The 23,783-nt window shown below is 36.3% G+C and carries 37 protein-coding genes; 5 read left to right on the top strand and 32 right to left on the bottom strand.

Translation table 11 applies throughout. The annotated features are described in order from the left end of the window. Positions 1-3: 3 nt before the first annotated feature. From QW284_05100 to QW284_05170, 15 genes are all read right to left on the bottom strand, one after another. Positions 4-657 carry a 50S ribosomal protein L18 gene (locus QW284_05100; GenBank protein ID MEM0339045.1) on the bottom strand — a complete coding sequence of 218 codons (654 nt, stop codon included), beginning with the start codon at positions 655-657 and terminating at the stop codon, positions 4-6. Positions 658-662: 5 nt separating this feature from the next. Beyond that, entirely contained in the window at positions 663-1,121 is a 459-nt protein-coding gene (locus QW284_05105) for a 50S ribosomal protein L19e (GenBank protein MEM0339046.1), read from the bottom strand. A gap of 8 nt (positions 1,122-1,129) precedes the next feature. Next, entirely contained in the window at positions 1,130-1,561 is a 432-nt protein-coding gene (locus QW284_05110) for a 50S ribosomal protein L32e (GenBank protein MEM0339047.1), read from the bottom strand. Beyond that, on the bottom strand, positions 1,558-2,106 hold the full coding sequence (locus QW284_05115; GenBank protein ID MEM0339048.1) for a 50S ribosomal protein L6: 549 nt from the start codon (positions 2,104-2,106) through the stop codon (positions 1,558-1,560). Before QW284_05115 ends, QW284_05110 begins: the two co-directional genes overlap by 4 nt. Positions 2,107-2,117: 11 nt before the next feature. Further along, complete coding sequence (locus QW284_05120) at positions 2,118-2,519, bottom strand: 30S ribosomal protein S8 (GenBank protein ID MEM0339049.1); 402 nt, start codon at positions 2,517-2,519, stop codon at positions 2,118-2,120. Between the two features lie 12 nt (positions 2,520-2,531). Next, on the bottom strand, positions 2,532-2,696 hold the full coding sequence (locus tag QW284_05125) for a 30S ribosomal protein S14 (protein ID MEM0339050.1): 165 nt from the start codon (positions 2,694-2,696) through the stop codon (positions 2,532-2,534). Between the two features lie 12 nt (positions 2,697-2,708). Beyond that, the gene (locus tag QW284_05130; GenBank protein ID MEM0339051.1) at positions 2,709-3,230 is read right to left on the bottom strand and encodes a 50S ribosomal protein L5; all 522 of its coding nucleotides are present in this window, start codon (positions 3,228-3,230) and stop codon (positions 2,709-2,711) included. A 121-nt stretch (positions 3,231-3,351) separates the two neighbouring features. Further along, positions 3,352-4,113 carry a 30S ribosomal protein S4e gene (locus QW284_05135; GenBank protein ID MEM0339052.1) on the bottom strand — a complete coding sequence of 254 codons (762 nt, stop codon included), beginning with the start codon at positions 4,111-4,113 and terminating at the stop codon, positions 3,352-3,354. 13 nt (positions 4,114-4,126) lie between these two features. Beyond that, the gene (gene rplX / locus QW284_05140) at positions 4,127-4,567 is read right to left on the bottom strand and encodes a 50S ribosomal protein L24 (GenBank protein MEM0339053.1); all 441 of its coding nucleotides are present in this window, start codon (positions 4,565-4,567) and stop codon (positions 4,127-4,129) included. 16 nt (positions 4,568-4,583) lie between these two features. Next, entirely contained in the window at positions 4,584-5,009 is a 426-nt protein-coding gene (locus tag QW284_05145; protein ID MEM0339054.1) for a 50S ribosomal protein L14, read from the bottom strand. A 3-nt stretch (positions 5,010-5,012) separates the two neighbouring features. Further along, a complete protein-coding gene (locus tag QW284_05150; protein ID MEM0339055.1) occupies positions 5,013-5,384 on the bottom strand; it encodes a 30S ribosomal protein S17 in 372 nt (123 codons plus the stop codon). A gap of 30 nt (positions 5,385-5,414) precedes the next feature. Beyond that, positions 5,415-5,702, bottom strand: coding sequence for a ribonuclease P protein subunit (locus tag QW284_05155; GenBank protein ID MEM0339056.1), 288 nt, complete (start codon positions 5,700-5,702; stop codon positions 5,415-5,417). Further along, positions 5,695-5,916 (bottom strand): 50S ribosomal protein L29, encoded by a 222-nt coding sequence (rpmC, locus tag QW284_05160; GenBank protein MEM0339057.1) that lies wholly within the window; start codon positions 5,914-5,916, stop codon positions 5,695-5,697. The genes QW284_05155 and rpmC overlap by 8 nt, the downstream gene beginning before the upstream one ends. A 26-nt stretch (positions 5,917-5,942) precedes the next feature. Continuing rightward, positions 5,943-6,554 carry a 30S ribosomal protein S3 gene (locus QW284_05165; protein MEM0339058.1) on the bottom strand — a complete coding sequence of 204 codons (612 nt, stop codon included), beginning with the start codon at positions 6,552-6,554 and terminating at the stop codon, positions 5,943-5,945. A gap of 6 nt (positions 6,555-6,560) precedes the next feature. After that, entirely contained in the window at positions 6,561-7,043 is a 483-nt protein-coding gene (locus QW284_05170) for a 50S ribosomal protein L22 (GenBank protein ID MEM0339059.1), read from the bottom strand. A gap of 283 nt (positions 7,044-7,326) precedes the next feature. Here QW284_05170 and QW284_05175 point away from each other — a divergent pair, with 283 nt between their 5' ends. The 3 genes from QW284_05175 (at position 7,327) to QW284_05185 (ending at position 10,286) form a co-directional block, all read left to right on the top strand. Then, positions 7,327-8,775, top strand: coding sequence for an RtcB family protein (locus tag QW284_05175; GenBank protein ID MEM0339060.1), 1,449 nt, complete (start codon positions 7,327-7,329; stop codon positions 8,773-8,775). A gap of 193 nt (positions 8,776-8,968) precedes the next feature. Then, entirely contained in the window at positions 8,969-9,649 is a 681-nt protein-coding gene (locus QW284_05180; GenBank protein ID MEM0339061.1) for a phosphoribosyltransferase, read from the top strand. A 28-nt stretch (positions 9,650-9,677) separates the two neighbouring features. Next, positions 9,678-10,286, top strand: a complete 609-nt coding sequence (locus QW284_05185; protein MEM0339062.1) for a hypothetical protein — start codon at positions 9,678-9,680, stop codon at positions 10,284-10,286. A gap of 24 nt (positions 10,287-10,310) precedes the next feature. Here the strand turns inward: QW284_05185 and QW284_05190 are convergent, their stop codons facing one another. From QW284_05190 to QW284_05230, 9 genes are all read right to left on the bottom strand, one after another. Further along, positions 10,311-10,526, bottom strand: a complete 216-nt coding sequence (locus QW284_05190) for an RNA-protein complex protein Nop10 (GenBank protein ID MEM0339063.1) — start codon at positions 10,524-10,526, stop codon at positions 10,311-10,313. 5 nt (positions 10,527-10,531) lie between these two features. After that, positions 10,532-11,350, bottom strand: coding sequence for a translation initiation factor IF-2 subunit alpha (locus QW284_05195; protein ID MEM0339064.1), 819 nt, complete (start codon positions 11,348-11,350; stop codon positions 10,532-10,534). A gap of 68 nt (positions 11,351-11,418) precedes the next feature. Then, a complete protein-coding gene (locus QW284_05200) occupies positions 11,419-11,622 on the bottom strand; it encodes a 30S ribosomal protein S27e (protein ID MEM0339065.1) in 204 nt (67 codons plus the stop codon). Positions 11,623-11,631: 9 nt separating this feature from the next. Then, complete coding sequence (locus tag QW284_05205; GenBank protein ID MEM0339066.1) at positions 11,632-11,919, bottom strand: 50S ribosomal protein L44e; 288 nt, start codon at positions 11,917-11,919, stop codon at positions 11,632-11,634. Between the two features lie 66 nt (positions 11,920-11,985). Then, a complete protein-coding gene (locus QW284_05210; GenBank protein MEM0339067.1) occupies positions 11,986-12,477 on the bottom strand; it encodes a hypothetical protein in 492 nt (163 codons plus the stop codon). A gap of 7 nt (positions 12,478-12,484) precedes the next feature. After that, positions 12,485-13,681, bottom strand: a complete 1,197-nt coding sequence (locus QW284_05215) for a DNA primase small subunit domain-containing protein (GenBank protein ID MEM0339068.1) — start codon at positions 13,679-13,681, stop codon at positions 12,485-12,487. Between the two features lie 30 nt (positions 13,682-13,711). Beyond that, the gene (locus QW284_05220) at positions 13,712-14,485 is read right to left on the bottom strand and encodes a hypothetical protein (GenBank protein ID MEM0339069.1); all 774 of its coding nucleotides are present in this window, start codon (positions 14,483-14,485) and stop codon (positions 13,712-13,714) included. Positions 14,486-14,558: 73 nt separating this feature from the next. Continuing rightward, the gene (locus QW284_05225; protein MEM0339070.1) at positions 14,559-14,900 is read right to left on the bottom strand and encodes an AbrB/MazE/SpoVT family DNA-binding domain-containing protein; all 342 of its coding nucleotides are present in this window, start codon (positions 14,898-14,900) and stop codon (positions 14,559-14,561) included. A 14-nt stretch (positions 14,901-14,914) separates the two neighbouring features. Then, a complete protein-coding gene (locus tag QW284_05230; protein MEM0339071.1) occupies positions 14,915-15,676 on the bottom strand; it encodes a hypothetical protein in 762 nt (253 codons plus the stop codon). Between the two features lie 76 nt (positions 15,677-15,752). Here QW284_05230 and QW284_05235 point away from each other — a divergent pair, with 76 nt between their 5' ends. Further along, positions 15,753-16,121 (top strand): hypothetical protein, encoded by a 369-nt coding sequence (locus QW284_05235; protein MEM0339072.1) that lies wholly within the window; start codon positions 15,753-15,755, stop codon positions 16,119-16,121. Between the two features lie 163 nt (positions 16,122-16,284). Here the strand turns inward: QW284_05235 and QW284_05240 are convergent, their stop codons facing one another. The 5 genes from QW284_05240 to QW284_05260 form a co-directional block, all read right to left on the bottom strand. Then, entirely contained in the window at positions 16,285-16,563 is a 279-nt protein-coding gene (locus tag QW284_05240) for a hypothetical protein (GenBank protein ID MEM0339073.1), read from the bottom strand. Positions 16,564-16,701: 138 nt separating this feature from the next. Further along, positions 16,702-16,893 (bottom strand): hypothetical protein, encoded by a 192-nt coding sequence (locus QW284_05245; GenBank protein MEM0339074.1) that lies wholly within the window; start codon positions 16,891-16,893, stop codon positions 16,702-16,704. Continuing rightward, positions 16,890-18,116: a hypothetical protein gene (locus QW284_05250; GenBank protein MEM0339075.1), complete on the bottom strand. Its 1,227-nt coding sequence runs from the start codon at positions 18,114-18,116 to the stop codon at positions 16,890-16,892. The genes QW284_05245 and QW284_05250 overlap by 4 nt, the downstream gene beginning before the upstream one ends. Before the next feature lie 205 nt (positions 18,117-18,321). After that, the gene (gene cedA1, locus QW284_05255) at positions 18,322-18,594 is read right to left on the bottom strand and encodes a DNA import protein CedA1 (protein ID MEM0339076.1); all 273 of its coding nucleotides are present in this window, start codon (positions 18,592-18,594) and stop codon (positions 18,322-18,324) included. Positions 18,595-18,651: 57 nt separating this feature from the next. Beyond that, positions 18,652-21,546 carry a DEAD/DEAH box helicase gene (locus QW284_05260; protein MEM0339077.1) on the bottom strand — a complete coding sequence of 965 codons (2,895 nt, stop codon included), beginning with the start codon at positions 21,544-21,546 and terminating at the stop codon, positions 18,652-18,654. Between the two features lie 94 nt (positions 21,547-21,640). On the opposite strand from QW284_05260, the gene QW284_05265 reads away from it, so the two are divergent. Continuing rightward, a complete protein-coding gene (locus QW284_05265) occupies positions 21,641-22,303 on the top strand; it encodes a hypothetical protein (protein ID MEM0339078.1) in 663 nt (220 codons plus the stop codon). 19 nt (positions 22,304-22,322) lie between these two features. On the opposite strand, the gene QW284_05270 is transcribed toward QW284_05265, so the two are convergent. The 3 genes from QW284_05270 to rpl4p form a co-directional block, all read right to left on the bottom strand. Further along, positions 22,323-22,595 (bottom strand): hypothetical protein, encoded by a 273-nt coding sequence (locus tag QW284_05270; GenBank protein ID MEM0339079.1) that lies wholly within the window; start codon positions 22,593-22,595, stop codon positions 22,323-22,325. Positions 22,596-22,695: 100 nt separating this feature from the next. After that, positions 22,696-22,965 carry a 50S ribosomal protein L23 gene (gene rplW, locus QW284_05275; protein MEM0339080.1) on the bottom strand — a complete coding sequence of 90 codons (270 nt, stop codon included), beginning with the start codon at positions 22,963-22,965 and terminating at the stop codon, positions 22,696-22,698. Further along, positions 22,962-23,780, bottom strand: coding sequence for a 50S ribosomal protein L4 (rpl4p, locus tag QW284_05280; protein ID MEM0339081.1), 819 nt, complete (start codon positions 23,778-23,780; stop codon positions 22,962-22,964). The genes rplW and rpl4p overlap by 4 nt, the downstream gene beginning before the upstream one ends. Positions 23,781-23,783: the final 3 nt, after the last annotated feature.

The raw sequence follows: 23,783 nt of genomic DNA on the forward strand, positions 1-23,783 counted from the left end.
CCTTCAAATACCTCTCTTCATCAGATTATCAATTATATTTGCAATATTTTTGTTTTCTGATATGGACGAATAAACATTTAGTATCACATTTCTTACATGTTCAAAGTGCTCCACAAGATTTCTTGGATCAAATCCTGTTCTAAGCAACGCTGAAAATTGTCTATTAAACTTTTCTGGGTCTTTTTCACTTAGCGTCTTAGCATACTCAGCTATGGTAACTCCTCTCAACCTATCATCACCTGGCAACATCTCTTGATCTACAGGAACCTTTACACCACCATCGATAACGCCTTTTATTACAGCAAATATTTTCGATCCTTTAACTGGTCTATGAAGACCTATATCGGCAATAGCTTCTTTAATTCCTAGTTTACTCGCTCTTAAACCAGCTAGGAGCCCTACAAGATATGCTGCTGGCGTGTTCTTTGTTCCACCTCTCCATCCAAATAATTTTACAAGTTCCCTGCTATGAGCAGATACTATTACATAATCTCCCATCGGCGTCAGATAAACAAACTGAACACTTATATATTTGTTAGTCTTTCTAATCATTAAAACTATATGCTTATTTCTGGCAAGCTTATATCTTTTATGGTAGTTTGTCTTTCCTTCTCTTCTTCTCTTTTTAGGAACTTTGTAATTTGATCCATGAGCCAATTTATTCACCTAAAGTTTTGAGGTAACATATTCTGATCTCTCATATACCTTTTTAGAGAGGCTAAGCTGTCAAATGCTCCTCCTTTTGCTTTTCTGTATAACAATCTATATGTCTTCTTGTCTATTACCCCATTATCTCTGAGCCATTTAAGATATCTCCTGATTTTTCTGATCTTATTTATCCATAACCTTTTAGGATCTGCTCTTGCTCCTTTAGTACCCTTTCTCTTTCCTTGTCCTCTATGTCTTCCCTCCTTCCTTTCCCCATGAAACTCTCGCCATCTTCCCTTTGAATTACTCTTTGCATACTCAGCATATATAACACCATCTTTTATCAACCTCCTTATCTCCTCCTTTGTTACTGCACCCTCTATCCTATCAATAGCTGAAATGTCGAACTTTATTCTAGATTCGCCTACACCTAATATCTCAGCTGCCAACCTTTTTTGATAGCTTAAATCCATTAATAATCTCACCTTTCATTAGCTACCTTTAAGCCTCTTGATTTAGCTAGTTTGATTAGCTCTAGTCTCTTTTTGAGACCTACACTTGAGGCTATATAAACTATATGTTTTGATGGTTCAAGTTTATTCAGATCTTCCACGTTTGTAACTACCACCGGTTTTAACCCACTAGGGTGAAGGTTCTTAATTTCGCTTGGTGTACCATAACCTATGGATGCTTTGGGTGGATAACCTTTTAGTTCTAGTCTAACTGGATTGTCCTTTCCCCTAGGCTTTTTCCACTTTAAGTTATTTTCAAACTTTGCGAACTTCCACCATAACCATCTAAGAAACTCTGGTTTTCTCATCCTCATTTTCATTAACAATATCTTTCTTTTCTTTCTCAAACTTTTCAGCATCTTCATTCTTTTTGTCAGCATCTCCTTATAATCAACACTCATTCTGCCACACCTTTTTCATAAATATATATACCGTCAACAAATATTCTTCTATCTTTATCCTTAACCTTAGCAGCAATCTCTATATTTGCAGCTGTTTGTGAGACCTTCTCCACATCTATCCCCTCAACAATTATATCTTTACCGTCAACCCTAACCTTAACACCTTCTAATATCTTTGCCTTCCTAGGGGCTCTTTCACCAAGAAAATTCTCGATAATTACATTATCACCAGAGACCTTAACAGTGACAGGAAAGTGTGAAGATACAACCTTGAGTTTGTATCTCCAACCTTTTGTTACACCGATTATCATATTATTTATATGAGAAGAAATTGTGTACATCAATGCTTTTGTCCTGCTATTAGCAAAAAAAGTTTCTAGAACTATTTTACCGCTCTCTACTTTGATGTCAATGTTTTTCGCATAACTAAAATCTCTTACAAGCTCTCCTTTAGGTCCCTTAACCCTCACTACTTTGTTGTTTATCTCTACCTCAACACCACTTGGAATATCTATTTGATCAACTAAATGTACAGCCCTAGCCAATTCTACCACCGTTAATAGACATAAGCTATTAGAATCCCACCTATTTTCTTTTCTATAGCCTCTCTATGAGAAAGAACTCCCTGGTTTGTTGATAGAATTAATATTCCGATATCTTTTGAAGGCAAATACCTTCTTATGTAATGGGGCATTTGCAATAGATCTCTATATGACACGGCAATTCTAGGCTTTACAGCGCCTGCCTTGTTTATCCTACCCATTAGCTGAACTAGTATCTTTCCCCATCTACCGTCATCTATGTATTCAAATTCTCCAACATAACCATATTTTTGCATAACTCTTAAAACCCTTATTATAAGTTTTGAAGCCGGCCATATCAATGCCTCCGATTTCCTTCTAACCTCAGCATTTGTAATTGTTGCAAGCGCATTTGAGAGAGTATCTAGCATTGTCACAGATATTCACCTTCAGTTGTACTTTCTAAATCCCATTATTATAGCTACTTCTCTAAAACATTGCCTACAGAGATACATACCATATTTCTGTATTACAGCATCCCTGTTACCACATCTTCTGCACACTTGCGCTCCCCGCCCATATTTTCTTTCTGTAGGTGGTCTATATTTACCCATTTAACCCACCTCTCAACCAACAATACGAACTCCAAATAAAATTTCTAGTAGAAGTATGCTCTCTTCTTTCTTCACCCTATGTCTTCGTGGTATTGATGATACTCTTCTTCTACGCCTCCTCATAACTCTGAAGCCAGGCCTTTCAAAAGTAAGTGCAACATCCATTCCAAATATACCTATCTCTGGATCGTATCTTACGCCAGGTAGCAACAAATGCTCTTTAATTCCAAATGAGACATTGCCATATTCATCAAAAGAAGATAACTTAAGCGTATTGTTAACAGCGTAAAGAGCTCTCCTAAGAAATTCTAAAGCATTTTGCCCACGAAGTGTAACTACAGCAGCTATGGGTTGTTTTCTACTAATACCAAACTCTCTAATAGTCTTCCTTGCCCTGCGTATAGAGGGTTCTTGGCCCGTTAATTGCTCAAGTAATTTCACAGCCTTTTCAAGTCTCTCTGAAGCTCCTCCAACACCAATATTTACAGTTACCTTAGCTATTCTTGGTATGATCATGGGCTTTTCTCTCCACATCTTCAGTATAGAGTTAACAGTTTCTTGGCTTAAAATGGAACTTGAATGCGTCTCCGGTATTGAAGATATTGTTATACATCCATTTTTTATGATTGCCACAGATGACATTGATCTGCTCACCCTATATCCCTGCTACAGTTACTAATGGCTTATCCTCACCTATGACTAGTATATAGTCCAAAATTGTTTGAAATCTATGACCTTGTAAATCCTCAAGCATTACAATAGATCTTCTTTTTTTGAGACCTGGTCTAATGTCCATGTTTACTATTCTTCCTATTCTTCCGACATTTCTGCCATCTATTACTACAGCAATTTTACCAATATCTAATTTTATATGCTGCAATATATTCTGCGATGGAACTTCTATCAATAGAGAATCAAGAGTCGATATATTAGATGCCTCAACGGGCTTTGTAGGATCTTTAACTTTGATTTGCACATTCCTTCCGTCCATTAAATTTAATTGTAAGTCTCCTCCATTCACAGTGGTCTTATTCTCTATTCTGACTATTTTTAAAAATCTCTCTTCCTTAGGAATATTGACATACCAAAGATGCTTTACTGGGTATGGAACAAATCGTGCATAGAAGTCTATATCAGGTATTGAAATGGTGTCCATGATGCCAACTGGAAACTTATAGTCTCTTCGAATTACTCCATCAATATACACCTTTCCATCAAATATTATTCTCTTAGCCTCTCTCGCAGTCTCAGCCAAACCAAGAACATCCCTTATGACAATCAACAAAGGCATGCTTCTGTCAATTGGATGGGGACCTGGTAAAGGTTTTACAACCCATTTATACTCCTTTCTAAGAATAGGCCAGAACCAAGGAGCTGCTAATCTTTTTAAGTGTTTTGATCCTCCCATTCTAGCCATAAACGTCACCTAGCTAGGCTTTTCCAATAAGCTTTTTCTGATCCTCATTAAGAGGCTTTGCTTTTCCAATCTTAACGAGTTCCTCTCTACTCTTCTGCCTTCTCTCAATTATTTTCCTCCTTATCTCATCAACTTCGCCAAGTTTCACAATAACTACTTTTGATGGATGTATGGGATAGTAGACGTCAGTTCCGTCCGCCTTCTTTATAGTTACACCCTCTACATATATCCTACTCCTTTTTAAGTCAACGTTAACAACTTTACCTTCGTGACCTTTCCAATCACCTCTAATTATTCTAACAACATCGCCGTTCCTAACATATAATCTTTTAATCCCTAACTCTCTCCTCAGATCCTCGGATAGCGATGCAGTGAGCAACCTCCATCTCAAGTGGAGAGGTAGGTTAAATAATCTTTTTCTCTGCTTCCTTGGCTGTACGGTTTTGAGTTCCATGCTCCTCATACCCCTATCATACAACTATCGTTGCCATATTTGCTATCTGAGGCCATCTTTCAATGGCTTCTCTAGCCACAGGACCTCTTATCTCTTTCCCTTTTGGCGTTCCATCGGGGTTCACCAACACACATGCATTATCTTCAAATGCTATCCATGTACCATCAGGTCTCCTATAGGGCTTTTTCTGCCTTATAACTATGGCCCGTGTAATTTGTCCTCTTAACTCGGGATTTCCTTTCTTAATAGTTGCTATAACCATGTCACCAACGGTTGCAAAAGGTACTCTCCTAAGCCTAGTCTTTATCCCTACAACTCCTACCACCATAACTTCTCTAGCTCCACTATTGTCTGCCACTACCAGCCTTGTTCCATTAATTATGCCGGCAACTCTTCTTCTTCTTGGAAAAGCTGCACCCGTCTTTGCCCTCTTCGCTGCCATGAATTAATCACCTACCTTTGTTTTGCCGATGATACCTAACACGACAAAAGATACACTTTTTGCCAGAGGTCTTGTCTCGCCTATAATCACTATATCACCTTCTTTAGCTGAGATACATGGGGGATTATGAGCATGTATTCTGCTTCTTCTTCTCTCATATCTCTTAAACTTCCTTACCCAAACCACATACTCTCTCTCAACAACCACAGTGTTTTGCATTCTTGATTTTATAACCTTCCCAATAAGCATCAATCCTCTGACCTTGACATTGCCATGCCAAGGACATTTTTTATCGTTGCATATCCTTTCAGGGGGTTTTAGCCCAGGGTACACAATACCTATGTTCCTGGTCTGTGCATTTTGCTGTACAGACATTCCATCTCACTACTCTTCTTAGACATTATCTTATCGTCTAGCCAACTTTTTAAGTCTATCCTCAGGCCTTCCAACTATTTGACTGCCATCGATATAAGCTTTTGCACCGTTTTCCGGTATGGTGAATACAAATATCCCTCCATTCTTCATTACCGTCACAATTTTTCTATGGTTAGCATCGGCTATTCGAAGTGTGTTCATGGTCTCATCAATGATAACTCCTTTTACACCAATTAATGATGGGTCAATATGGGATATAACCTCAACCTGTAAACCTATCAGCTCGTGATATGCTATGTTCTTATCTGTTCTATGCATGGCTCTCTTCACCCTTGGATTCCTCATTAATTATGGTTAATATTCTTGCAATGTTCTTTTTCACAATTCTTATTCTTGCTACATTAGTTAAGGTTCCTGTTTTAGCCTGTGTCAATAGCCTTGCAAGTTCTAATTTCAACTCATTCAAAAGCTTTAGTCTCTCTTCCATACTCATAGATCTTATCTCTTCAGCTTTGAGTGGTCTATCACTCATAGTTTATTCACCTAGTCCTTTTCTGTCTATCCCCCTATTTGAGGTGTGCCAACGATTTCAACGTGATCAGAAGTAATGCCAGGCTTTGATATTACAACCTCAACACCATACATGCCAGGCTTCAGCAATACATGGGCAATAGCTCTATCGACAAGTTTAAGGCTTTGTTCTCCCGATTTATACACCTTTCCTGCTTTTAGCTTCTCATAGCGTGCTCTTTCGGCAACAAGTTTACCGCTAATAACTATTTCACAACCTAATGCACCAGCTGCCATAACCCTTCTGAGTGCTATGAAACCTGCTCTCCTAAAGTGAATGCCTCTTTCTAGTGCAAGTGCAATATTGAAAGCCACAACCCTTGCGTTAAGATCTGGGTTCTCAACTTCAACCACCGTTATTTGTGGGTTTTCAATTCCAAAAAGCTTCTCCAATACAGTCTGAATTGTTTTTAATGTTTGGCCTTTACGCCCAATTATAAGGCCTGGTCTCAGAGCATATATTATGACCCTTGTGCCAAGTGGGGTTCTAATGATGTCAACACCTGCATATCCAGCTCTCCAGAATTTGCTTGCTAGATATTCGTCTACAGCAACCTTCTTTATGCCTTGTTCAATAAAATATCTCTTTATATTTACCATAGCAATTCACACCTCTGCTACAATTACCTCAACGCTTGTATGGGTTCTAAACCAGGGGGTAGCCCTTCCAAAAGCTCTCGGCATCCACTTTTTAAGATAGTAGCTTTTATGAGCAGCAATATGAACTATTCTCAGTCTATCAGCGTTAAGACCCTTATTAACAGCATTATTCTCTACATTTTCTAATAGTTTTAGAATATTTTTAACAACTTTTATAGGATATCTGCCCACAGGACTTTTAAATCTACCCCACCTTCTCGCCAATCCACGCTTATGAGCTATACTAAGCTTATACCTAGTGTACGGTATTGGTTCCTTCAACTCTATAACTTTTCTAAGCAAATCCTTTGCTTCAGACAACATCATACCTCTAATAACCTTACATACTTCGTAAGCTTCCTTAAACGACATTGGCACATCTCTTACAACAGCTCTAGCTGTTTTTGTCTCATCTATACCCTCAAGTTTTGGATATCGCCAATGCCCCATCTATCTATGCACCATGCTTAACCCAGGATTATATCGATGTGCACCTCAAAACTAAATATACTTTAGCATATATCGAGTATATAGTGGCTTAATTAAAGAGAAATAAAAGCTTTATTGAACACCCAAAACCAAGCAGATAAAACCATCGCTAAATTAATCTTAAATTAGATTTGGATTGACTGCCTTTATAGCTAAGCATATTACGAAACCTGAAAACATGACTCAATATCTTAAGCTTATTAGCCAAAATAATATTACTTAGGTTAGTTGGTGAATAAAGACTATGGTCACTAATTTAAAACGTATTAGTGATGTAATTTGGATGATTTCAAAAGAATACAAGAGATGTATGAAAGTTCCTGCAATTATATATGCTGATGATTTTTTGTTGAACAAGATGAAGGAAGATGCAACACTAGAACAAGCAGCAAATGTATCTTGCCTCCCAGGTATTGTGGGAGCTAGCTATACTCTTCCTGATGGCCACCAAGGCTATGGATTTCCCATAGGTGGTGTAGCAGGTTTTGATATAGAGAACGGTGTTATAAGTCCAGGTGGCGTGGGCTACGATATTAACTGTGGTGTAAGAGTCTTAAGAACAGATCTCACAGTCAAGGATGTGAAACCGAGGCTTCGCGAATTAGTTGAATTAGTGTTTAGAAATATTCCAAGCGGTGTTGGAGCAACAGGCAAAATTAGATTGACTGAAACAGAGCTTAATAATGTGCTTGAAGAGGGAGCTCAATGGGCACTTAGACAAGGATATGCAACCGAATATGACATAGAACACACAGAGTCTAGAGGAAAAATAGAGGGGGCTAACGCAACAAAGGTAAGCAGAAGAGCTAAGGAGCGAGGAGCACCACAGCTGGGCACCCTTGGCAGTGGAAACCACTTTCTAGAGATTCAAGTTGTTGACAGAATATATCTTCCAGACGTAGCAAAAAAGATAGGGATATTCGAAGAGGGGCAAATAACGATAATGGTTCATACGGGTTCGAGGGGTCTTGGACATCAGGTTGCAAGTGATTATCTAATGATTATGGAGAGGGCTATGAAGAGATATGGAATAGAGGTGCCTGATCGAGAGCTTGCAGCAGTTCCCTTCAACAGCCCCGAGGGCCAAGACTACTTTGCTGCTATGGCAGCTGCAGCAAACTATGCATGGGCCAATAGGCAGTTAATAACTCATTGGGCTAGGGAATCCTTTGCAAAAGCCTTTGGCGTTGCAGACTATGAGAAACTCGGTATAAAGATAATTTATGATGTTGCCCATAATATTGCAAAGATAGAGGAACACGAATTTGAAGGAAGAAAAATCAAGCTGATAGTGCATAGAAAAGGAGCTACAAGAGCATTTCCACCACAGCACCCTGAAATACCAGCAGACCATAGAGAATTCGGACAAATAGTGCTGATTCCTGGCAGCATGGGAACTGCAAGCTATATCACAATACCAAATACTGGGGCAAAAGACTCGTGGTGGTCAGCACCTCATGGAGCTGGAAGATGGATGAGTAGAGCGGCTGCAATAAGAGCCAAGTCCCCAAGAGAAGTCGTTGAAATGCTGGAGAAGAGGGGAATCCTTGTAAGAGCTGCCACTATGAGAGAGCTATCTGAAGAAACTCCAGAGGCTTACAAAGATGTTGATAGAGTTGTAGATGTTGCTACAAAAGCTAATTTGGTAAAGCCCGTTGTAAGAATGGTTCCAATAGCGGTTGTAAAAGGTTAATTAAGACATTATTGTGGCCCCCGCAGAGACCCCGTATGCATATTCGCCAACGGCTCATTAATCATACGGGTCGGCCGTTTCGGGGGCCGGATAACTATTTAAATAATATGTATTATAAACCTTAGGCTAGTTCACAGCTATTTCAAATTAAATTTATATACCTCTACACATTCTATTTCTATGGTAATGTACAATGCCTAAAATACCTGTAAAACTAGTAGAGTGGAACGAAATTGTAGAGTGGAGCTGGGGTCTAGCAAAAAAGATTGAAAATGATGGTTATGTCCCTGAGATAATAATTGCAATTTCACGTGGTGGTTATGTCCCAGCGAGGCTTTTATGCGATTTTCTAGGCGTTGAAAATTTGGTGTCGATACAATCTCAGCACTGGACTGAAGCAGCAAAGAAGGGTGAAAGAGCTATTATAAAGTTTGAATATGTAATAGATCTTTCTAATATGAACGCATTACTTGTTGATGATATTATTGATACAGGAGAGTCTGTCATACTTGCTAAGGAATATATCCTGAAAAAATGGAGGCCCAGGGATCTACGAACTGCAGCACTTCAATGGATATCATCAGTAGCTAAAATAAAGCCTGACTATTACTACATGGAAGTGAAGGAGTGGTATTGGTTCCAATACCCATGGACAAGACTAGAGGATGTTACACAATTCATTAAAAGAATCTTAGAGTCAACATATAACGAGAAAAAGAAAAGCTCGTGGAACATTGATGAGATTATTGAAGCGTTTAGAGAATGGTATGGAATAGAGGTAGATAGGAGGTATATTGATGATGCGATAAACATGCTCAAGAAGAAAGGTATTGTGAAAAAGGTAAACAACGAGCTTATATTCCTACCCCAGTAAAACTTTGTAATACGAAAGGAATATTTCAATGCTTTCAACATGCAACCAACAATTAGATGCTATCTTATTCTCTAGACCATCTAAAACTATTGTGTATGGTGTTGCAGGCAGTGGAAAGACGAATTTCCTATTAAACATACTTAAATGTTCAAAAATGAATAATAAAAATATTGTTTATATATCAACTGAAGATCCTGTATTTATGAATAGAGCCATCGAGCTAGGTCTCGAATCAAATAATTTTTATTTTGCATCTGCTCTAAGTCAAGAGCACTTAATTTCATTGATTCTTGAGAGTATACAATTTAATATAGTTATGATAATTATAGATAGCATTAACCACTTGTATAGAGTTGAATCTGAACGAAATAGTGCATCCAAACTCTTTGTCGACATCCTTGTACTACTGGATTCGTTGAATAAAAAAGGAATCACAGTTGTTGCAAGTGCGCAGGTTAAACTTGTAGAAAACATTATTGCAGGTTATGAGTACCTCGATATCTGGGCTGATAAAATAATTGAAATAAGAGTGCTTCCAAATAAGACGAGAACCATAAGAATTATAAAACCAGCTATTTCTCATGAAATGTCATTTGTTATAACAAGCAAAGGGGTAAAATGGCTCCACAAAACTTAGTTCCTAAGCAAACTCAAAGTTATTCTATTTATCGCTAGAATTCGAAGACCCTCCCTTCGCTGTTTTCACATCCTTACTTAACAGATCTGGATATTTGCTCAATAATCTGTATTCAACATATTTATCTTCTGGCGAAAACCTTGGAGGATGAGGTATAATAGTTTTATTACCACATTTTGGACATATTTCCTTTAAGGTGTATGTTTTACAATTTGGGCATTTCCTTATTCTCCATCTCATTAACCTTATCCTTTTTGCAATTCTTCTCTTTCAAAACTATATGAATCTATTTCCAGATCCTTTGAAAGTTTTTCAATGAGTTCTGATATCTTAGTAAAGGCATCTTCAGCTGATCTATATTCGTGCGCCTCAATTTCAATTCTGTATTTTGGGGCTCCTATAGTATATATATCTATTTTAATGTTGGAACCTGCAAAGGCATTTTTTACCTCTGTTAATATATTCTTTATTCTATCGATGCCATCTGGTTTATAAGATACTATTTTTGCAATACCCCTAATCTTCACAGTTTTTATTACAATATGCTTTTTAGCCTCCTCATAAACTGCCTTAGCCCAAGATTCTTCAATTCCCATTTCCCTTAACTTTTCAGGTCCTTTCATTACAACCTCTTCTAGTATAGACAACGGATCTATACTTTTTTCGAATTTCGACCAGACTTTTGAATATGCTTCATCAAGTGTTTTTGACATGTTTTTAGCAACTAATTCTATTATTTTTTGGGCTTTCTGCAATCTTTTCCATCTTAGCATTTTAATCTTTTTCTCTCCTTCCATCACCCTCTTTAATGAGATGTCTACTTCTATCTTTGTAGGCTTCTTTTCTACTCTAATTACCTTGCCTACAACAACTTGTTTTTCTTTCAAAATCTCTCTGATATCTTTAACGTACTTTGTGCTTATCTCACTCCATGGAATAAAGGCTTCAAGATTTTCATACTCTAGCAGATCAGCGTAAGCCCCATAATCAAATACTTTCTTTACTTGGGCCACAACTAGCTCTCCTACCTCTGGCACACCTTTTCTTCTAAAAGGCAAGCTCATAAAGGTTCTGCCCTCTTTATAATGAAAATATATTACATGTGGCTATACAAAAACATTTTGTGCTTGGATTATCCTAAAATCCTGACTATCTCAGCATTAACCAATTTAGCTTTTCCTCCAGTAGGCTGAACTATCACTGAGCCACATACTAGGCATCTTACAGGAAAAGTTGCATGATCAAACACTGGTTGTTCGTTTCCACAAACATTACACTTTACTCTTATAAATTTACTCCGTGGTTCTGGAATTAGAATCCTCCTTTTTTTGGCCATGCGGTACCCTCACCCATGCTTCTCAGCTAGCTCTGCTCTTTTTAGTCTTATACCTTCTCTATGTATTGTGTATCCACATTTAGAACACTTAAGCTTTAGCACAACTTTTTTCGTGACCTTGGCGAATCGCTTTTGTTCCGGCTTTCTCTTTGAGCCATATCCTTCTTGCTTTCTAAGATACCTTCTTTGCCCCTGTGCCAATGTTCTTCTTTTACCATGCTTGTATATAGCAACACTATGTTCTGTGTGTGTCTTGCACTTCGGACAATATGTTATTATAACTTTTGGTATTTTCACTGTAATCACATCAACCCAGTTGTTTCTTCTATTACCCATTTTTTGCAGGATTTATAAGCAATGTTGTTAGAATAAGTCAATTACTTTCACAAAACCAAGTATTGAAAGAAGTACAGCCTCACCTATAGGTAGAGGTATTATGTAACCCGGTAACGCTAGCGAAAATCTGATTTGACACGGTTTTAATATTTTGCATAATACAGCCCCATCTGATAACAATAATGTGTTTTGCAAGATGTTATTAAAGCTATCTAGAGTTTCTTTCAACTTCTTTAAGAAAGAACCAAAAATGTCTGTATCTATCTGCAAATCACCTCCTACAGCATTAGTTACGGCCAATAAAGATGCTGTGGACAATATCATTGACACGTTTTTATCAAATTCAATACACAGATCTTTTAATTCTGCATATTGATTTTCATTGCACCATATCTTCATATCTAAAGTCAGTTTATTTATCGTTTCAAAAATGGCATAAATATCCTTAGAACTTATCTTCTCATTATTTAATATAGCATCAAAAATCTTTTTGATTTTCTCATATAATTCTGAGTACATAGCTCAGCTATCGCCTTATTGACACAAGTTCTGCTACATTTTTAAATACGAGATACGAGGCATATGGGTACTCCGTAACTATGATATCCCCTTTTCTTGCTTTAAATTCTCTATCTATTATTCTTAATTGAGGTAAATCCACTAATACCCGTAACTGAAGTAGCTCACTACCACTACTAATTGAAACATTATACGAATCCAGCTCAAACTCAGATACATTTCTAATCAAAAAAGCTTTCCAGCCTGTCTTTCCATTTACACTATTTGGAGCTCTAACAAGATGTGAAATATCTATGGTAACTTTAGAATCTATTGGAATATATAATTCATTAAGTATTTCCTCAATCCACTTTGATATAATTTCTGATACTTGTACTAGTTTAGAATAATCAATTTTTTCGCTATAGCCCATTAAAAAACTTTTTATGTTCTCGTCAGAAACCCTTTTCAATAGGTGTAATGCTATTCTTCTTCTTAAACCACCATCAGTAGCTCTTGGTAATATATATCCTAGCTCTTTTCGCTCTCTAGCACTACCCATATACATATTTACAACATATTTTCTATCAAAATCATTTAGCGTTATATATGAAACTATTTCTCTTCTCGCTTCTGAGTCCATTCTATCGAATGGCTGAGACAACTCAACAATTAGGTGGAATCCTCTATTTCCAGAAAAACTCGCTTTATAAGTTAAAAATCCAAAATCATTCTCAATAATGTCTATAAGCTTAAGCAGATAGCTATGTGCTTTTTCAACGCAAGTCCTGTCCACATGCTCAAATTTTTTAAGTTCTAGATGGCAATATGGACATTCTTTTTCATCACTTTTTGCTATATATCCACACCTAGGGCAGAATCTAAAATCTATAACATACTTACTGCAATCCGGAATATCGTTTGAATCTATATCGAATACTAAGTCACTACCAATCCATCCTTTTTCAGACATTTCATTATTACCTGGGTAGAGGTATTTTGCTGATGAATAATATAGATGACGGGGAACATTTACTAATATGTATTCTCTAAGTTGCGTTGACGAGTCAAATGATAAATGACGAACATAGTAATCTGCATCAAAAGGCTGTAAAGCAATCTCCCTGAATGGAAGGTCTTGGGGGAGTTCTAGAGAAGCCATCCTATAGTATTCTCTAATTTTTTCCTTAAAAAAATCCAGTACCACACCTCTTCTTTGACTCAATTAACATCACGTTTTTGTTTTATTACATTATTACTCCATTCTTGGAGCAATGAAAACCTTTAATATGGCTCCTCCAATCATGTCTAAATCTATCTCGCAAGGTATTTCAGGTGCTAATTTAATTGTAGTAGTTTCTGCAAGCTTCGTTAACTGTGTCAATGTTGAGATATATTCCATGGAATATGAATTAACAAATTCTTCAACATCTTCAGCTATTTGATAATCTATCAAAGTACCCGTAGACACATTAAATAGGAATTCTACCTCACCAAGCTCTGTAGAAGCCATTAATGCTAGACCATCTTTTAATGCTTTGATCTTCGCTACCTCACCCATATCCTCCAGTATTGATAAAGCCACTGAGAGTGCTGGGCCAAGGATTTTAGCAACAACTTTGAATTCTAGAGATAGTTCAGGTATTTCCTCATATGATGACGATATAAGTGGTAATATAAAGGTTCTTTGTGTGCCACCTTTAGAAATGAGAGAAAGGCTTAGTCTACTACCATCGCTATATAGCGCAAGCTTATCTGATTTAGATGCTCTTCTAAGTATTTTCGAAACACCCTCTAGATTTAGAAACAATACCTCATCTTTTTCAACGACATATTCTTCAAAGGCGGTGGGAGGAATGCTGAAATCCACAAGCATTACCCGACTTGGATCCATAGCCCTTATTCTAACACCCTCATTAGGACTGACCTTCATACCTACAACCTCTAAATAGTCTGCAAGTGTTCTTAAAACATACCTCCAAATCCTAGCATCTCCAAACACAAATCTAATGGTTGTAGCGCTACTCAATTTTTCCACCAATAATAAAGCTGAATACTTTTTAGACAAAATATAAATGATGCGCTTAAATGAGCGCCTTGAGTTATAGGCATTTTAAACCCTTTGTCTTTCCTAATTCAAGAGCTTTTTTATTGAGCACAATTTTGCATTTATACTCTCCATGTTCTTCATCTATACGTCTACAAGTAATAGCTATCAAATCATTTCCTATATCTGATATGATGTCTAACATGTTCTTTAAAGGGTTTACAGCTATACATATAACTGGGTTGTTGGATCCAGGACCTAGTATTTCAATTTTTTGCGTATCCTCATCAAATAATAGAATTAGCTTATCCCCTTCTTCAATATCTAGCAGTAGTCTTAAAGTGGATGGTATTGTTATCCTACCCTTTGAATCAACCTTTACAACATCAGCGTGCATCAAGTCACCGTTGTTCATGCTCTGGGCGCTATCCAGACCTCTACCCTGCCTCCACCAGTTATCTCAAAAGCTATCTTCAAAGGCTTGTCTGCCCCAAATGCAATACTGCATTCCTCTGCAAGAGTAAGAAGCTTTGCAACAGCCTTTAAATGTTCAACACTATACCTAGCAATACTGCTACCCACTGAAGATTCTAGGTATGTTAATGGTTGAAACTGTTTTAATATAGTTTCATATGACCCTAGATCACCATGAGCTGTAACTTTTATCCCATTTAGCTCTGACGAATATATAAACGAGGCCTCCTCACCCAAAATACTGATATCCTTTATAACGGATATTAGCTCATCTGCTGGAAGGTTTGCTGACACTTCAAGTTCTACATTCAATGATCCTATTCTCTCGAAATTAATCTCAGATAGAGGAACTGCATATTCTCTTTCTAAATTACTTCTAACGTTAAAAACCTTAACCTTTAGTTCTCTACCACCGGCCATATACTCAAACGATACCTTATCCCTTTTTGTAGCCCTTCTTAGCGATTTGACAAACTCATCTCTATCAGCAATAATTTTTATCTCTTCACTAACGCTATACTCTTCAAATGCTGATGACGGAATTGAAAATATGATCATGGATACCTTATCGGGTGAAAGCGCCTCAATCGAGAACTGGTCTAATGATACCACAATCGGTATTTGATCAACAATGCCTTTCAAAGCTTGCGCCACATTCTTTATTACCGCTCCAACAGGATATGTAATTCTTGCACTCATGGTGCTACCTCAAACAAAAATTTTACCTTTTCAAATCTATAAAATTATCGGCCTAAAATCTCTAAGGCGATTACATATGAAAATCAGGGTCTTTACAATACTTGGCGGATATACAGCATTAGAGATTGATGCAAATAAAGCACCAGAGTTGCTTAATAAACTTAGAGATGTGCTTGGTAAAGGAGGAGAAGATGTAGAGGATACTATAAGAATGATACAACACTTTGACACCTTCTACAATGTTATGCAAAAAAAGTTTAAAGATTTCCTAACACCTAAAAAAAATGTTAGCGAACTATTGAAAGGAAATGTACTAGTAGACAAAATAAAGCTTGTTAAAAAAGACAATAGCAAAACAATTGTAATAGTTTTTGATAGATCTATAAGCAGAGAAATGATTAAAAATGCCTTAAATAACCTTGGCTATGAATACGACGAATACTGAACTTTGCATACTTTTAACTCTGTAGCTACAAAATGTACAACAAATTCCAACACTGTTTATGCCTCCATAACCAAAAAATAAATGTATAAGATCTTATATCATATGCTCATTATACCTATTATCTTGATTAAAGACTTTTAGTATAGTTAAGCAGATGATTCACCTATTCTTTTCTTTTTCTTCTACCCCGCTTCTTAGTGGTCTCGACTTGCATTTGAGGTTGCTGGATAATTGCATCTATAATCTTTTTTGCATCCTCAAATGTGATCTCTCCCTTAACTAGCCTATCCCATGTTTCTGAACGAAGAATGAACATCTCTAGTTCTTGAGGTGAAAAAGCTACGTATTCTACCTCTTCACTTTCGGCATATATTTCGCTAGACTCTTCTTCGAGAGCTTCTCTTCCTTCCTGAGTTTCTGACGAAATTATTTCTTCTTCCATTTATACACCCTCATTAAGAGGTGACAAACTTATTCAAACATTTACATGTTAAAAGCTTTTATAGCAAAACTCTATATGAATAGTTAAGAGAGTTATAGAGCTAATCAATTTTGCGTTATATATTTACGCATTTTTATTCTAAGCTGTGCTACACTGCCTCAATATGATGAATAATGTAACTGAGGCAAGAATGACTATAACTATGAAAACATTTAGAATATCTGATGCTAACAATTTGGCTTCAATTGTTAATGCAAATAGGGTAAGCATAGCTAAGATGTTGAATATTAGTATTCTTCTTGATAAACTACTTTCGACACAGATTTTCATAGTACTACCCTCAGCCTAGCTGTTCCACCTATTGCCTTGGCCAGCCCTATTGAAATCGAAATAAGCAATGACATATACAAAGCTGCACCAATAATATCCACATATATGACACGAATCAGCTCATCAAAGATTCCAGGAAGATTATTATAATTCATGATCCTAGATTGAGCAATATAAATATAGCTTTCACTTGGTTCAAGCTTTTCATACGCACTCTGTTCTAAGTTTATCACTACCTTATGTAATCCCTCAGGAATATTTATCACATATGTCTTTCCAAATAAATCAAACCAATTCCACTTATACTTGATATATCTATCTACATCCTCAATGGCCTCTGAATCTATATTCAATGACTTTATGTTATAGGCATCAACTATAGAAATATACAAATCGAATTTTTGGTGAGAAACAAAATAAACCTCTACATAGTTTTCAGTAAAAATAGTTACATTTACATGATCTGGAAATGGTGCAACATGTAAAGCTACACCCTTTCTATAATCTATTAATCCTAGAACCCTTAAATTCAGTCTACATAAAAATGGTACAGAACCTTGACTTGAACTTCTGCATAGGCTAAATATTGAAACATTAGTTATATTTGTGTAGAACATGTGACCACATACATCAAAATATATAGTTACATTCCCTCTATAATCAGTTAATATTGCGTAAACACCAGAATATGTTGGTAGTGGTGCGATGTATTCACCATTATATTCTAAGCCTATGAAGCCTTGTGAAATAACATGGTCATCCATGTTAACTATAGAGCCATATACAATAAAATCACCTGGATTAGAAGATGCGGGAAATATTAATGTCTTAACAAACTGTAGGTATAGTGGTAGAGCAGAATTAAATACTAATGCAAATGCTATGAGAAAAGCTCCTGCTCCTCGAGCTACTCTAAATGGTATTGCCATTAGAGCTAAGCCCAATGACAATAGAACCCAAAAAGAATATTTAACAAAAACTGATAGGCTATACATAACTAATAACGTATAGAGCGAGGCCGTAATGCTATTGATGACCATTGAAATAAGCCTGGCCATCCCTGATAAAAACATTGTCTTAGCCAATAAATCTCTGAAGAGACCCAGCGTAAGCAAAACATATACTCTACCAACAATAGTTGCCTTTATGTACGATAAGAAGAAATCCCAATCTCCACCCAATACACTTTGGATAATACTAGCCAGCGCTGTTATTGAGGACAAACTAAACAGCAGCACCATTACATAAAGGGCGTCTGCAATTAGCCTTGGGGCCCATCGTTTCAAACCAGTTAGGGGTATAGGAAGGGCATAAATAAGCACACCAATATAAAATGTCAGAATTGATAAATAGTAAGCTACTAGCAACAGGTACAACGCATACCCCTACGTTTCTAGCTGAATACATTAAAATGGCTCCAAAAATAATTCATGGAAGCTGAGGTGATGGTGGAGGAGGAAGAGCGTTGCCTATATAAGACGCTATATACGTTATAAGCCAGAATATTGTTGTTCCTACTGCTACCCAAAACGCGCCCCATACAGCATCCTCAATAAGCCCCTGTCCAATTTTTCTGACTCTTCCCATGGGTATCGGAGCTCCTTTTATTGCCCATCCTATTAACCATGTAAGGAAAAATAAAAGCCAAGCTACCACAACGGTTTTGCTAATCAAATCTTTTATCAATGTTATAATGTCCATTTCTTATCCCGCTATATTTAGAAACCTTATAAAATGTTTCTTGAGAACTAATATGAGTCAATCCCAATACTTCCTTGTTCTTAAAAACCTCTCCTCATATTCCAAGATATTCTGTATAAGCGTATTCATGTCAAAAGCTTTTGATAACACTTTTTTCGAATTTTCAATCCCAATCCCAATACCTTGTAATGCTATTAAGAAGGCTAGGCCATATTCCATTAACATGTTGGCTATCTCAGCAGATTTTTCAAGTACCTTTCGTTCTTCAATATTCAGTTTATCTAATTCAGCAACATTTCTAGCCTTAGAGATCGCTTTTCTCAACACATTTACTTCATCATCATTCTCCACAACTGTTATAGCTTTAGAACCGCAAAAAGGACATGAGATGGGGCATTTAAAAGGGTTATCAGTTTTACATATGTTATCTAGATGTGCATTAATGTTAATTTCAAATAATTTGTTGCATATCATACAAAACGCTTTGACACTTTTGTTTAGAAGCCTTCGCTTTGCAAGTTCTAATATTAACTCTTTTGATAATGCAGAGCTTCTAATTATGTACCTTAATGAGCCAAGTTGCGTGATTTCCTGTAAAAAAGGAGATGGCTTTTTGACAACAATTATCCTAATTTTCAAGCCTCTTTTCATTGAGTCTATAAACTTTCCAACCTCTTCAATATCGATTTTCTCTACAAGTAATTCTCTAACAGTTTCATTAACAAGAATTGGCGTTGCCATTAGACTACTAACTATTCTTTTTATTTCCTTGATATCACTGTTCTTTGATATTATCCCCATCTTTCTTGCAACATTGATAAGATTTCTCTTGAATATAGAGGTTTTTTTCAGCTCTTCAACTATAAAATCCCTTATTAAACCCTTTTCATGAATATCAAGAAGTGTGCTCAAAACTCTTTTAACGTCATTGACATTAATAGGCGAATCTATGAGCACTACAGTACCAAGTTGATGTGATTTATATGTATTCCCTATTCTCAGATATTCTCTTAGGATTTTTGATATAAGTATCGAGAAAGCTTCTGAAGCTTTCGAGCCTAAGCATGTATAGATGGCTAGAAGAGTTTTGTTTTCATTAGGTATTCTCAGAAGTTCTATTGTAAGAACCCTATCATTTGGATAAACTTTGCAGATAGCTTCTCTATTTGCTAATAGGAATTCTTTAAGATCTTTGTCTACATTATATAAGCTTAAAAGATGTTCTATACAGCTAGGTTCATTACATGTACAGAAACGTCTAAGAAAAGAACAAACTTCTCTCGAGACCTTTCTATCAACTGGAATATTCTCTCCAACCCACCTAGGTAGTACAATCTCTGCAAGTTCTGTATATGGAGCTAGCCAAACAGTTTTCTCATCAAACTCTACACTGATAACTTTCCAAGGCCTGCCAGCCAACACTATAATGTCGCCCTCATTGCATGTTGCTATAAAATCTTCGTCTAATGATGCCACAACTTTGTGATCTATTATTGACTTTGCTAAATACCGTGTAGTATCTGGTATCATGTTGGTTGTAACATAGTATATGTAGCCCCTCTTCGTACTCTGGCAACGCATTGAATTACCATTGTCAGTGCATTTCACAAGACCAATTTCATTTAGAAACGATATAATTTCCTCTATATTATCCAGTGTTATATCCTCAAAGAGTGGTGATTTCTTAACAAGTCTGAAAAAATCGTCTATATCAATTGAATCTCTTTCTATAGCCATACCCACAAACTGGTGGGCCAAAACATCCAAGCTGTTGAAATGCATTTCTATACGTTCTAGATCCCCCCTTTGAAGCCTCTTCGCAATAATAAGAGATTCTACAATTTCTGAAATTATTGGTGGATTAAGTATTATCCCTTTAGATATGCCCTCTTCTCTATGCCCTGCACGACCAACACGTTGCATAAGCTTAGTAACTTGCCTGGGCGACAGATATTGTATCACATAGTCTACTGTTCCAATGTCTATTCCTAGTTCGAGACTTGATGTTGCAACAACAAGTTTTAGGGAACCACTCTTAAAATTCTTCTCTACATATTCTCTTTCAATCCTAGATAACGATCCATGATGCAACCCAACAACATTTTCACTGAGTTTCTTATTCATTCTAAGCATAAATCCTAGTTCTTCTGCAGCTGTCCTAGTATTTGTGAAAACCAATACTTGTCTATAGAGAGCTGAGTCGGCAACCTCAGCAATTTTATCAACTACTTTTTCTGTACTGAAGATCCCACCTTGGTAGCTCTTATCTGTTAGCCCAACTGTTACATCATAAATCTTTTGTGTTTTCGATAAAGCGACATCGAAAGATCTATGTGAAAAGATGATGTTGCCGATGTAATTTACATCAAACTCATTTATTGAGGCTGACAAGGCTATTCTTCTAATATGTCTACTTAGCATCTCATCTAATCTCTCAAGAGATAGGAAAAGTTCTACACCTCTTTCATCATTTATTATCTCTTGTAGTTCATCAACAATAACTGCGTAAAGATTTGCTAAATGTTTCTTCAAATCATTTTTTATAAGCAATATTTGAAAGCTTTCTGGTGTGGTGAGAAGAATATTTGGAGGATTCTTCATAATTCTTTTTCTAATTCCATATGATGTATCGCCATGCCACACATCTACGCTACATCCAAATACTGCACAAATATTTTCTAATCTCGATTTAATATCCCTATTCAAGGCTCTTAACGGTGTAATATAGATCATTGCAATAGATGAATTTCCATTCAAAAAACCTTTTCTAGATAGTTTAACTAGGAGAGGCACTATAACGGCTTCTGTTTTTCCTGATCCCGTAGGGGCAACCACTATTAAATCTCTGTCGTGTTCCATAATTTTGGAAAAAGTTTTTCTTTGAATATCTGTTGGATATGCAAAGCCTACTTGCGAAAACCAATAAAGCACATCCTCCACATTGTTTTTCATATTTATTGAAACCTTGGTTATATACTATATTTTTGTTCTGCAAACAGCATATATATTTTTGGTTAAAGCTTTAATAGTTGCTGAGTGTTGTATCATGAGAGAAGGGAATAATTCTAAACTCACATATTTTCATGTATACACAACAATTCTAGGTGTTGTACTCTTGCAACTCTATTCTATGCTATTAAACAATCCAAATTTAAGTATATTCACATATTTAGCTTTTCACGGCTTTAAAGTTGATAGCATACAAAATTACATCATCGACTCTTATTTAATTACTGCTAGTCGCTTTCAAAAAATACTTGTATTTGTTATTGCATCTATCATACTAATGTCTGTAGATGTAGTAAGGGTGCTCAAATATAACGGTCAACATCAGCTTCTGCTGGAGGTGCTCCTATACTTCATCTTCACAGGTGATGTTGTATCAACACTAGTGCTATTCATTATAGTTGCTTCACTATTGAGAATCTTAAAACCATTTTTTAACGCACATAGGATAGAAAAAGAAAGTGTCAACAACGTCAACAATAAATTATTATTGTCAGACCTATTCATAGCCGTTGGTACAACAATAATAATTTTGTGCCTAGAGATTTTGTTCTTCAGATTCATAACACTGCTTACAACAATAGTATATCTGACATTATTTACCATAATTGCTTTGGCGAAATTTTATCAGCTATCAATTTCATATTTTCTGGAGATTTTATTGATATCAATTCCGCCTTTTGGATTGGTGATTCTTATATAAATTCTAAGAGGTTCTGTTGTTACTTAACCTCTACGATCTCTATCTTATGCCATGAAGTGAGTGGAGCAAGCTCTTTTATCAATTCTTCTACGTGTTTCCTAATCTCTTCTATGTTAGCATAAACAATAAGATCTATATAGTAAAACCTTTCAATAATATTGCTATGACGAATGTTAAAACTACATACACCTCCTTTGCAAATATTATTCAATTTTTCTGAGATATAACTTAATTGATTCTCATCGTTAATTAATAAAAACATGTTTATTCTTTTTACAGCTTTTGATGACATTAATATGAATCCTCATAAGCTTTGTGATTCAGGTAGGGGGATCCTGTCATCATTTTTCAGTACTCGGCCGTTACATCATTTTAATCCGATCTCATAAACGCTATCGTGAAAGCCTTTCTATGATGTCAAGTGCTCTGTATTCTGGTGCTAACTTAATATAAGCCTTTTTATAACCGTCTCTATCAATTAAGGTATTTACCTTTACCACTTTTACATTAAGTGTTTTTTCAATGTATTCCTTTATTTCCTTTTTATTAGTATCTCTATATACTTTCACAGTTATATAATTGTATTTTTCAGCTAGTAAATATGCCTTTTCTGTTGTAACAACATCCATAATTATATTTTTCTTATTTATGTCCTGACTCATGGTTTCTCCGCCACATATAGTCTTGAAAGTGTATCCAATGCTCTCTGAGTTATAATAGCAAGCCTACCTGGCATTGCACCAGGCGCTAGCTTGCATATATCTAGGGTTTCTGGAGTAAGGTAATCTACTCCTGGCAGATTTCTAATGGCTTTAACAACAGGGGATTGAAGAGATGAAATTATGAACAATATGCTTTTGGGCTCCTTATATCTTCTCCCCCTCATTTTACCTCTCCCACTTCTGATCCTTATATTACCTTGCGCCTTTTCAATATTTTGCCAAAGACCGACTTTCATCAAGTATTCTCTAACTTCTTTAGATGAGCTAATATTTTCAAATTCGTTGACCACGATTATTGGTAGTGACTGTATTTGCTGAGGAATTGTATATCCTCTAGAAAAAACATAACTAGGATTTGCCAGCGCAGATAATGCTGAGATAATTGCAATTTTCATTTCTTTTTTATTTATCTCTTCGCGAATTCTCTTTAATGTTGTTGGTGCAAATTGTCTCCTTCCGCCAACAACATTAGGAGCGAAAACAGCTCTTCCATTATCTAATCTAGGAACTCTTGCTACACTGTGTCCTATACCCCACGATTCTCCAACTCTTCTCTTGCCAGCCAGAGGATCTCTACCCTTTGGTTGAAGTCTTGCTGTTAGAGATGATATAACTGCTCTTCTGATCAGATCTATTCTAGTAGGATAACTAAAGATCAGAGGAAGCTCAACTCTATCAACAACATTTCCATTCAGGTCTAATAGGGTACCATATCTCTTTTCAATGGGGTATACAATTACGAATTTACTTGCCATATC

Origin of the sequence: Ignisphaera sp., from assembly GCA_038735125.1 — an archaeon.
Classification (GTDB): Archaea; Thermoproteota; Thermoprotei_A; order Sulfolobales; family Ignisphaeraceae; genus Ignisphaera.

Bases quoted from the DNA above. Each gene is read 5' to 3' on its own strand.
- cedA1 (MEM0339076.1), bottom strand. From the start codon at position 18,594: ATGGACATTATAACATTGATAAAAGATTTGATTAGCAAAACCGTTGTG.
- QW284_05235 (MEM0339072.1), top strand. From the start codon at position 15,753: ATGAAAATCAGGGTCTTTACAATACTTGGCGGATATACAGCATTAGAG.
- QW284_05230 (MEM0339071.1), bottom strand. From the start codon at position 15,676: ATGAGTGCAAGAATTACATATCCTGTTGGAGCGGTAATAAAGAATGTG.
- rplW (MEM0339080.1), bottom strand. From the start codon at position 22,965: ATGAGTCAGGACATAAATAAGAAAAATATAATTATGGATGTTGTTACA.
- QW284_05130 (MEM0339051.1), bottom strand. From the start codon at position 3,230: ATGTGGAGAGAAAAGCCCATGATCATACCAAGAATAGCTAAGGTAACT.
- QW284_05210 (MEM0339067.1), bottom strand. From the start codon at position 12,477: ATGTACTCAGAATTATATGAGAAAATCAAAAAGATTTTTGATGCTATA.
- QW284_05165 (MEM0339058.1), bottom strand. From the start codon at position 6,554: ATGGTAAATATAAAGAGATATTTTATTGAACAAGGCATAAAGAAGGTT.
- QW284_05245 (MEM0339074.1), bottom strand. From the start codon at position 16,893: ATGAAAATCTGTGTCGAAAGTAGTTTATCAAGAAGAATACTAATATTC.
- QW284_05105 (MEM0339046.1), bottom strand. From the start codon at position 1,121: ATGGATTTAAGCTATCAAAAAAGGTTGGCAGCTGAGATATTAGGTGTA.
- QW284_05200 (MEM0339065.1), bottom strand. From the start codon at position 11,622: ATGGCCAAAAAAAGGAGGATTCTAATTCCAGAACCACGGAGTAAATTT.
- QW284_05240 (MEM0339073.1), bottom strand. From the start codon at position 16,563: ATGGAAGAAGAAATAATTTCGTCAGAAACTCAGGAAGGAAGAGAAGCT.
- QW284_05225 (MEM0339070.1), bottom strand. From the start codon at position 14,900: ATGCACGCTGATGTTGTAAAGGTTGATTCAAAGGGTAGGATAACAATA.
- QW284_05170 (MEM0339059.1), bottom strand. From the start codon at position 7,043: ATGGGGCATTGGCGATATCCAAAACTTGAGGGTATAGATGAGACAAAA.
- QW284_05175 (MEM0339060.1), top strand. From the start codon at position 7,327: ATGGTCACTAATTTAAAACGTATTAGTGATGTAATTTGGATGATTTCA.
- QW284_05125 (MEM0339050.1), bottom strand. From the start codon at position 2,696: ATGGGTAAATATAGACCACCTACAGAAAGAAAATATGGGCGGGGAGCG.
- QW284_05180 (MEM0339061.1), top strand. From the start codon at position 8,969: ATGCCTAAAATACCTGTAAAACTAGTAGAGTGGAACGAAATTGTAGAG.
- rplX (MEM0339053.1), bottom strand. From the start codon at position 4,567: ATGGAACTCAAAACCGTACAGCCAAGGAAGCAGAGAAAAAGATTATTT.
- QW284_05135 (MEM0339052.1), bottom strand. From the start codon at position 4,113: ATGGCTAGAATGGGAGGATCAAAACACTTAAAAAGATTAGCAGCTCCT.
- rpl4p (MEM0339081.1), bottom strand. From the start codon at position 23,780: ATGGCAAGTAAATTCGTAATTGTATACCCCATTGAAAAGAGATATGGT.
- QW284_05190 (MEM0339063.1), bottom strand. From the start codon at position 10,526: ATGAGATGGAGAATAAGGAAATGCCCAAATTGTAAAACATACACCTTA.
- QW284_05270 (MEM0339079.1), bottom strand. From the start codon at position 22,595: ATGTCATCAAAAGCTGTAAAAAGAATAAACATGTTTTTATTAATTAAC.
- QW284_05110 (MEM0339047.1), bottom strand. From the start codon at position 1,561: ATGAGTGTTGATTATAAGGAGATGCTGACAAAAAGAATGAAGATGCTG.
- rpmC (MEM0339057.1), bottom strand. From the start codon at position 5,916: ATGAGTGATAGACCACTCAAAGCTGAAGAGATAAGATCTATGAGTATG.
- QW284_05265 (MEM0339078.1), top strand. From the start codon at position 21,641: ATGAGAGAAGGGAATAATTCTAAACTCACATATTTTCATGTATACACA.
- QW284_05145 (MEM0339054.1), bottom strand. From the start codon at position 5,009: ATGGCAGCGAAGAGGGCAAAGACGGGTGCAGCTTTTCCAAGAAGAAGA.
- QW284_05260 (MEM0339077.1), bottom strand. From the start codon at position 21,546: ATGAAAAACAATGTGGAGGATGTGCTTTATTGGTTTTCGCAAGTAGGC.
- QW284_05195 (MEM0339064.1), bottom strand. From the start codon at position 11,350: ATGAGCTTGCCTTTTAGAAGAAAAGGTGTGCCAGAGGTAGGAGAGCTA.
- QW284_05185 (MEM0339062.1), top strand. From the start codon at position 9,678: ATGCTTTCAACATGCAACCAACAATTAGATGCTATCTTATTCTCTAGA.
- QW284_05155 (MEM0339056.1), bottom strand. From the start codon at position 5,702: ATGCATAGAACAGATAAGAACATAGCATATCACGAGCTGATAGGTTTA.
- QW284_05150 (MEM0339055.1), bottom strand. From the start codon at position 5,384: ATGTCTGTACAGCAAAATGCACAGACCAGGAACATAGGTATTGTGTAC.